Annotated in this window: 5 protein-coding genes; 2 read left to right on the top strand and 3 right to left on the bottom strand. The window is 70.3% G+C overall.

Translation table 11 applies throughout. From position 1 onward, the window contains the following. Window positions 1–86 precede the first annotated feature (86 nt). Together H5J26_RS25290 and H5J26_RS25285 are read right to left on the bottom strand one after the other, a co-directional pair. The gene (locus H5J26_RS25290) at window positions 87–566 is read right to left on the bottom strand and encodes a PaaI family thioesterase (protein ID WP_181768276.1); all 480 of its coding nucleotides are present in this window, start codon (window positions 564–566) and stop codon (window positions 87–89) included. 74 nt (window positions 567–640) lie between these two features. After that, the gene (locus H5J26_RS25285; RefSeq protein ID WP_181768275.1) at window positions 641–2941 is read right to left on the bottom strand and encodes an FdhF/YdeP family oxidoreductase; all 2301 of its coding nucleotides are present in this window, start codon (window positions 2939–2941) and stop codon (window positions 641–643) included. A gap of 140 nt (window positions 2942–3081) precedes the next feature. On the opposite strand from H5J26_RS25285, the gene polA reads away from it, so the two are divergent. Together polA and H5J26_RS25275 are read left to right on the top strand one after the other, a co-directional pair. Continuing rightward, complete coding sequence (polA, locus tag H5J26_RS25280; RefSeq protein ID WP_181768277.1) at window positions 3082–5736, top strand: DNA polymerase I; 2655 nt, start codon at window positions 3082–3084, stop codon at window positions 5734–5736. Between the two features lie 199 nt (window positions 5737–5935). Beyond that, complete coding sequence (locus H5J26_RS25275; protein WP_181768274.1) at window positions 5936–7606, top strand: lytic murein transglycosylase; 1671 nt, start codon at window positions 5936–5938, stop codon at window positions 7604–7606. A gap of 326 nt (window positions 7607–7932) precedes the next feature. On the opposite strand, the gene H5J26_RS25270 is transcribed toward H5J26_RS25275, so the two are convergent. Beyond that, window positions 7933–8628 (bottom strand): ATP-dependent helicase C-terminal domain-containing protein (locus H5J26_RS25270; protein ID WP_303647194.1); only part of this gene is annotated, 696 nt, incomplete at its 5' end.

The raw sequence follows: 8628 nt of genomic DNA, 5'->3' as shown, positions 1-8628 counted from the left end.
GCGTGAGGGGCCGGGCACCCGCGGCGAGCACGTCGGGCTCGCGCTGCTCTTCGCGCGGCGAGCCCGTCTCCCCCATGTGCCGGAAGCTAGCTGCCTTCGGGCTTCGGGGCCAGAGGGTTCTCGCGCAGGAGGCACGTCAGCCGCGCGGTGCAGACGCGCTTGCCCTCCTCGTCGGTGATGACGGTCTCGTACGTGGCGGTGGAGCGTCCCTGGTGCACGGGTGTGGCCGTACCGGTGACCAGCCCTGAGCGGATGCCGCGGTGATGCGTGCAGTTGAGGTCGACGCCGACGGCATAATTGCCCGGGCCGCCGTGGAGCATGGCGCCGACCGAGCCGAGGGTCTCCGCGAGCACCGCCGAGGCGCCGCCGTGCAGCAGCCCGTACGGCTGGGTGTTGCCCTCGACGGGCAGCGTGCCGGTGACCCGCTCGGGAGAGGCCTCGATGATCTGCAGACCCATGCGGTCGCCGAGGTGCCCGGCGGAGAAGAGGCTGGGCAGGTCGAGTCCGAGGTTCGACCACTGATCGAGGATCTCCTGCGGGAACTTGGTCGTGGTCTGCTCGCCCATGGGCCCTCGGCTCCGTTTCACCCTTGCCAACTGGTCTTGTCCGCCACCGTCTTATCAGGTGGCTGAGCGTGCGCTTATCCCGAAGTGACACGGATCACCAGCGACTTGCCCGCCGGTGTGTTGCTCGTGTCCGCGGTGGCGTCGAGCGGCACCAGGACGTTGGTCTCCGGGTAGTAGGCGGCGGCGCAGCCGCGTGCCGTGGGGTAGTGCACGACGCGGAACCCCCGGGCCGTGCGCGTGGTTCCGTCCGTCCACTCGCTCGTCAGGTCCGTGTACGCGCCGTCGGCGAGGCCGAAGGCGCGGGCGTCGTCCGGGTGCATGAGGACGACGCGGCGGCCGTTCCTGATGCCGCGGTAGCGGTCGTCGAGGCCGTAGATGGTGGTGTTGTACTGGTCGTGCGAGCGGAGGGTCTGCAGCAGCAGCCTGCCCTCGGGTACCTGTGGCCAACTCACCGGTGCTGCGGTGAAGTTGGCCTTGCCGGTGGCGGTGGGGAAGCGCCGCTCGTCGCGCGGGGCGTGCGGCAGAGTGAAGCCTCCCGGCTGCGCCACGCGCTCGTTGAAGTTCTCGAAGCCCGGGATGACACGCGCGATGCGGTCCCGTACGAGCGCGTAGTCCTTCTCGAAGTCCTCCCAGGGGGTGAGTGATTCCGTCCCCAGGACGCGGCGGGCGAGGCGGGTGACGATCGCCGGCTCGGACAGCAGATGGGGGCCGGCCGGCTCCAGCCGTCCGCGGGAGGCGTGGACCATCCCCATGGAGTCCTCGACGGTCACGAACTGCTCGCCGCCGCCCTGCAGATCGCGTTCGGTGCGGCCCAGCGTCGGCAGGATCAGGGCGCGGGAGCCCGTCACGCAGTGGGAGCGGTTGAGCTTGGTGGAGACGTGGACCGTGAGCCGCGCCCGGCGCATCGCGTCCTCGGTGACGGCCGTGTCGGGTGAGGCGGAGACGAAGTTGCCGCCCATCGCGAAGAAGACCTTGGCCCGGCCGTCACGCAGCGCGCGGATGGAGCGCACGACGTCGAGGCCGTGCTCGCGGGGAGCGGTGATGCCGAACTCCCGCTCCAGCGCGTCGAGAAAGGCGGGCTGCGGCCGCTCGTAGATGCCCATGGTGCGATCGCCCTGCACGTTGCTGTGTCCGCGCACCGGGCACACTCCCCCTACGCCTTCGGCGTGGGAGGTGCCCCCAGCGCCGGGGCGGCCGATATTGCCGCGCAGCAGAAGCAGGTTGACGACCTCGCGGATGGTGGCCACCGAGTGCTTGTGCTGCGTGAGACCCATCGCCCAGCACACGACGGTACGGCGGGAGGCCAGCACCAGCCGCACGGCGTCCTCGATCTCCTCGCGCTCGAGACCCGTGGCGGTCAGCGTCTCGTCCCAGCCGGTGGTGCGGGCGGCCTCGGCGAAGTCCTCGTAGCCGTGGGTGTGATCGCGGACGAACTCCTCGTCCACGCCGCCCTCCGCTTCGAGGACGAGCCGGTTGAGCATGCGGAAGAGGGCCTGGTCGCCGCCGAGACGGATCTGCAGGAACAGGTCGGTCAGCGCGGTGCCCCCGCCTGCCAGACCGCGCGGCGTCTGGGGGTTCTTGAAGCGCGTCATGCCGGCTTCGGGCAGCGGGTTCACCGTGATGATCTTCGCCCCGGCCGACTTGGCCTTCTCCAGGGCGGAGAGCATGCGCGGATGGTTGGTGCCCGGATTCTGCCCGGCGACGATGATCAGGTCGGCCTGGTGGAGATCCTCCAGCAACACGCTTCCCTTGCCGACGCCGAGAGTCTCGGTGAGCGCCTCGCCGGAGGACTCGTGGCACATGTTGGAGCAGTCCGGGAGGTTGTTCGTGCCGAACTCGCGGGCGAAGAGCTGGTAGAGGAACGCGGCCTCGTTGCTGGTGCGGCCGGAGGTGTAGAAGACCGCCTCGTCGGGGGAGCCGAGCGCGTCCAGCTCCTCGGCGACGATGTCGAAGGCGCGCTCCCACGGCACCGGTTCGTAGCGCTCGGCTCCCTCCGCCAGGTACATGGGCTGGGTGAGCCGGCCCTGCTGGCCCAGCCAGTACCCGGAGCGCGTGGCCAGGTCCGCCACGGGGTGGGCGGCGAAGAAGTCGGGGGTGACGCGACGCAGAGTCGCCTCCTCGGCGACGGCCTTCGCGCCGTTCTCGCAGAACTCCGCCGTGTGCCGCTTCGCAGGTTCCGGCCAGGCGCAGCCCGGGCAGTCGAAGCCGTCCTCCTGGTTGACCCGCAGCAGCGTGAGCGCCGTCCGGCGCACTCCCATCTGCTGCTGCGCGTTGCGCAACGACCGTGCCACCGCCCGCTTTCCGGCGGCGGAGTCGGATGGGGCCGAGACGTCCGGGGCGTCCTGGACAGGGTCGTGCGCAGGGGGTTTCCGCATGGAAGTGATGTTGCCACGCGCTGCCGGGCCGGGCCGAAGGTGCCGGGCGGAGCGTGTGGGCGGCGTTGTCGGTGGACCGTGGGAGGATCGGGGACGTGGCTAAGAAGGCATCGAAAGAGACCGCACCGCGCCTGCTCCTCATGGACGGGCATTCGCTCGCGTACCGCGCGTTCTACGCACTGCCCGTGGAGAACTTCTCCACCTCCACCGGGCAGACGACGAACGCGATCTACGGCTTCACGTCGATGCTCTCCAACACTCTGCGTGACGAGGAGCCCACGCACTTCGCGGTCGCCTTCGACGTCTCCCGCAAGACGTGGCGCTCGGCGGAGTTCGCGGAGTACAAGGCGAACCGCTCCTCCGCCCCTGACGAGTTCAAGGGGCAGGTGGAGCTGATCGGCGAGCTGCTGGACGCGATGAAGGTGCGGCGCTTCGCCGTGGAGGGCTTCGAGGCGGACGACGTCATCGCGACGCTGACCACGCAGGCGACCGCCGCGGGCTTCAAGGTCTCGATCGTCACCGGCGACCGCGACGCCCTCCAGCTGGTGAACGACGACGTCACGGTGCTGTATCCCACCAAGGGAGTCTCGGAGCTCACCCGCTTCACTCCGGAGAAGGTCCAGGAGAAGTACGGCCTGACGCCCGCGCAGTATCCCGACTTCGCGGCCCTGCGAGGGGACCCGTCCGACAACCTCCCGGGCATCCCCGGCGTGGGCGAGAAGACGGCGACCAAGTGGATCAACCAGTTCGGTTCCTTCGCGGAGCTGGCCGAGCGTGCGGGCGAGGTGAAGGGCAAGGCCGGGGAGAACCTCCGCGAGCACCTGGAGTCCGTCACCCTCAACCGCCACCTGACGGAGCTCGTCCGCGACGTCGAGCTCGACTGCCGCCCGGAGGACTTGGAGCGCGTCGCCTACGACCGGGACACCCTCGGCGTCGTGCTGGACGCGCTGGAGTTCCGCCACCTCAACTTCCGGGAGCGGCTGTTCGCCGTGGATCCGGGAGCGAAGGAGGAAGAGGTCGTCCCCGAGGCCGGCATCGACGTCGAAGGCGATGTGCTGGGCGCGGGTGAGCTGGCACCGTGGCTCGACGAGCACGGCGGCGGCACGCTGGGCCTGGCCACCGTCGACGAGTGGAAGCTGGGCACGGGCAGTGTCAGCGAGATCGCCCTGGCAGCCGACGGCGGCCAGGCGGCCTGGTTCGACCCGGCACAGCTGGACGAGGCCGACGAGAAGGCGTTCGCCGCCTGGCTCGCGGACGCCGGCAAGCTCAAGGCCGTCCACGACGCCAAGGCCGTCATGCGCGTCTTCGCGGAGCACGGCTGGAGCGTCGACGGCATCACCATGGACACGGCGCTGGGCGCCTACCTCGACAAGCCCGGCCGCCGCTCCTTCGCGATGGACCAGCTGTCCGTGGAGTACCTGGGCCGCGAGCTCGGCCCGGCCGACGCCGGCGGCGGGCAGCTCGCCTTCGGCATGGACGAACAGGCCGAGGCACAGGCCCTGATGATCAGGGCCCGCACGATCCTCGACCTCTCCGAGGTCTTCGAGGAGAGGCTGGCCGAGGTCGGCGCCGCCGAGCTCCTTCGCGACGTCGAGCTGCCCACCTCGGCCCTGCTGGCAAGGATGGAGCGCGCCGGCATCTGCGCGGACCGCGAGTGGCTGACCGGTCTGGAGCAGCAGTTCGCGGACGCCGTCGATCAGGCGGTGCGTGAGGCACACGCCTCGGTGGGCCACGAGTTCAACCTCGGCTCGCCCAAGCAGCTCCAGGAGGTGCTCTTCGGGGAGCTCGGCCTGCCCAAGACGAAGAAGACGAAGACCGGATGGACGACTGACGCCGACGCGCTCGCATGGCTCGCAGCTCAGACGGAGCACGAGCTGCCGGTTCTGATGCTGCGGTACCGGGAGCAGCAGAAGCTGCGCACCACCGTCGAGGGCCTGATCAAGACGATCGCCGCCGACGGCCGCATCCACACGAGCTTCATCCAGACCGTCGCCGCGACGGGCCGACTGTCCTCCACCGACCCCAACTTGCAGAACGTGCCCATCCGTACGGACGAGGGCCGTGCCATCCGCCGGGCCTTCCGTGTCGGCGAGGGCTACGAGAGCCTGATGACCGCGGACTACAGCCAGATCGAGCTGCGCGTCATGGCCCACATGTCCGACGACGACAAGCTCATCGAGGCCATCACCTCCGGCGAGAACCTGCACACCACCGTCGCCTCACAGGTCTTCGCCGTCTCCGAGGACAAGGTCGACGCGGAGATGAGGCGCAAGATCAAGGCCATGTCCTACGGCCTGGCGTACGGCCTCTCGGCGTTCGGGCTCTCGCAGCAGCTGGACATCACCCCGGACGAGGCCCGCAAGCTGATGGACAACTACTTCGAGCGGTTCGGCGGAGTGCGCGACTATCTGCAGCGGGCGGTCTCCGAAGCCCGCGCCGTCGGCTACACCGAGACCATCATGGGCCGCCGCCGCTATCTCCCCGACCTCACCAGCGACAACCGCCAACGCCGGGAGATGGCCGAGCGGATGGCGCTCAACGCCCCGATCCAGGGCACCGCGGCGGACATCGTCAAGCTGGCGATGCTCCGCGTCGACAAGGGCCTTCGCGAGCAGAAGCTGGCCTCGCGGATGCTGCTCCAGGTCCACGACGAGATCGTGCTGGAGATCGCGCCCGGCGAGCGGGAGGCCGTGGAGGCCCTGGTGCGCCAAGAGATGGCGGGTGCGGTCCAGTTGCGGTCGCCGCTGGACGTGTCAGTCGGGTACGGCGACGACTGGGAGTCGGCGGCTCACTGAGGCGGGGGCCCGCCCTCTTGCTGGGCCCGCCGCCTCCCCAGGAGTTGGGCTCGGACCTCACGTGTCAGGCCCCGTTTCCCTTACGCCGTAGGGATCTGCGCGTTAGGGCACCGAGTGCCGGGACTCGCAGACGCGGGCCGGGAGTTGCCGTAGGGTCACCGTGTTGACGTCCGCAGGGGACAAGGACGGGGTCTGACTGATGGCGCGGTATCGCGGCAAGTACGAAGCGGCCAAGAACGTCGCTGGGCGTCGACGGCGCAGCAAGCTCCGCAGGGGCGTGACCGGTACGGCCATCGCTGCCGCGGCGATGACGGCTCTCACCGCTTCGCAGGCCCCGAGCATGGACCTGGGTGCCCAGGACGGGCCCGGCAAGGAGCGCGCGGACGAGGTGCCGGACGAGGGCACTCCCGGCGACGACTCGTACCACACGGAGCTGCCGCCCCTCGAATCCCCTGCCCCGCCCCGCACTTCGCCCAACGGTCCCGGCGCCGGCTCAGATTCCGGCATACCCGCGACCGTGCTGGCCGCGTACAAGAAGGCGGAGCGCACCCTCGCCGGCACCGACCGGAGCTGTGGTCTGCGCTGGGAACTGCTCGCCGCCATCGGCAAGGTGGAGTCCGGCCAGGCCCGCGGCGGAGCCGTCGACAAGGAGGGCACCACCCTCAAGCCCATCCTCGGCCCCGTCCTCAACGGTGCCGGCTTCGCCCACATCGGGGACACCGACGGCGGGCGCTTCGACGGCGACGGCAAGTACGACCGCGCGGTCGGCCCCATGCAGTTCATACCCTCGACCTGGTCCCGCTGGGGTGCCGACGGCAACGCGGACGGCACCCGCGACCCGAACAACATCCACGACGCCGCGCTGGCCGCCGGCAAGTATCTGTGCGCGGGCGGCAAGGAGTTGACGTCCAAGGCCGACCTGGACCGGGCCGTCCTGAGCTACAACCACTCCGAGGACTACCTCCGCACCGTCCTGGCCTGGTACGAGTTCTACCGCAAGGGCACCCACAAGGTTCCCGACGGCGCCGGCCCCCTCCCGACCTCGCCGGGTGCCGGAGGCGCCGACGACAAGCCCGGGAAGGGCAAGGGCGGTTCGGAAGGCGGCGCCCACAAGCCCGGCAAGGGCGACGGCGGCAAGGGGGACGGCGACGACGGGGACGACGACCAGTCGCCCAGCCCCGCCCCCAGCAAGCCGGCAGCTCTGAAGCCCGTCAGCACGCCCAAGCTCTCGGCCGGCACCGGCAAGGACTTCGCCAAGCAGCTGCAGGTCCGGGTCGTCGACAAGGGCGGCAAGGCCGTCAAGGGCGTCAAGGTCAAGTACGAGATCATCGGCGAGACCGACGCGAGCTTCGAAGGCGGCGCCACCGTCACCTCCAAGTCCGACGGTGTCGCCACGGCGCCCGTGCTCAACGCAGGTGACGAGACAGGTCAGTTCACCGTGAAGGCCTCCGTCGTCGGACACGACGTCGGCTCGGCGTCGTTCATCGCCACGGTGAACCCGAGGGCCGACAAGCTGACGCACACGGCCGGCAGCGTCGAAGCCGCACCGGACGGGCAGTTCGCCGAGCAGGTGGAGGTAACCGCCGCCTACAAGGGCGAGGCCGTTCCGGACGTCCCCATGGCCGCCACCCTCCTCGACGAGGACGGCAAGAAGGTCAAGAAGGGCCCCCACTTCAAGGACGCGCTCGGCAAGCCCGTCCGTACCCTCTCCGACCTCAAGTCCGGCCGGGAAGGCCTGCTGGGACTTCTGAGCAAGGAGGGAGTGCTCAAGCTCCCGACGATCTACACGGACGACGTCACCGGCACCTTCATCCTGCGCATCACCACCCCCGACGGCCCCACGCTCGACATCGAACTGACCGTCAAGTAGCGGCAGTCAGGCGAGCAGGGGAGCCGAGCAGGGGAGCCACGAGGCGCAAGCGCTCCCGGGCCGGCTGCTCAGCGTCCGGCCCGGCGGTTCGTGTGGCTGTTCTGTCTGGTCACGGGGCCTGCTCGGCGGTGCCAGCTTGCTTGGCCGTGGCTGCTCAGTGCCTCGTGCGGCGGTTCGTGTGGCTGTTCTGTCTGGTCAAGGGGCCTGCTCGGCGGTGCCAGCTTGCTTGGCCGTGGCTGCTCAGCGTCCGGCCCGGCGGTTCGTGTGGCTGTTCTGTCTGGTCACGGGGTCTGCTCGGCCGTGGCTGCTTGCTTGGCCGTGGCTGCTCAGCGCCTTGTGCGGCGGTTCGTGTGGCGGGTGGGCTCGGCCGTGGCCGGGTCTTCCGGCCACGGGTGTCTGGGGTAGCGCCCGCGTAGTTCTGCCCGTACGGATCGGTAGCCGTCCTGCCAGAAGGAGGCGAGGTCCGCGGTCACCGCAGCGGGCCGGCCGGCGGGGGAGAGCAGGTGCACCAGCAGCGGCACCCGTCCGCCCGCCAGCCGGGGTGCGTCCTGCCAGCCGAAGAGTTCCTGCAACTTGACGGCCAGCACGGGCTGTTCACCCGTGTAGTCCACTCGTATCCGGGAGCCGGAGGGGACCTCGATGCGTTCCGGGGCGAGTTCGTCCAGCCGGGCGGCCTGTCCCGACTCCCACGGCATCAGTCCGGCCAGCACCTGTCCGGCGTCGATACGAGCCAGTTGGGCACGCGTCGACTCCTTGCCCAGCCACAGGTCCGCCCGCTCCAGCAGAGCCGCGTCCGAGACGTCCGGCCACGGTTCGCCCAACTCCCGGTGGAGAAAGGCGATGCGGCGCCGCATCGCCACCGCGCCCTCCGTCCACTTCAGCATTCCCAGACCCCCGGAACCCCCGGGAGGGGAGCTGCGCAGCCCGTCGAGCACGGCCGCCCGCACGCGCTCACGCCCCGGTGAGGGCAGGGGCCGCTCCGCCATCTCCACCGCGCCGAGCGAGACGACCTCCCGCGACGC

The organism is Streptomyces albidus (ex Kaewkla and Franco 2022) (assembly GCF_013870515.1).
GTDB lineage: Bacteria > Actinomycetota > Actinomycetes > Streptomycetales > Streptomycetaceae > Streptomyces > Streptomyces albidus.
The sequence above is the reverse complement of the archived record's forward strand: the minus strand, read 5'-3'. Positions and strand labels throughout refer to the sequence as shown.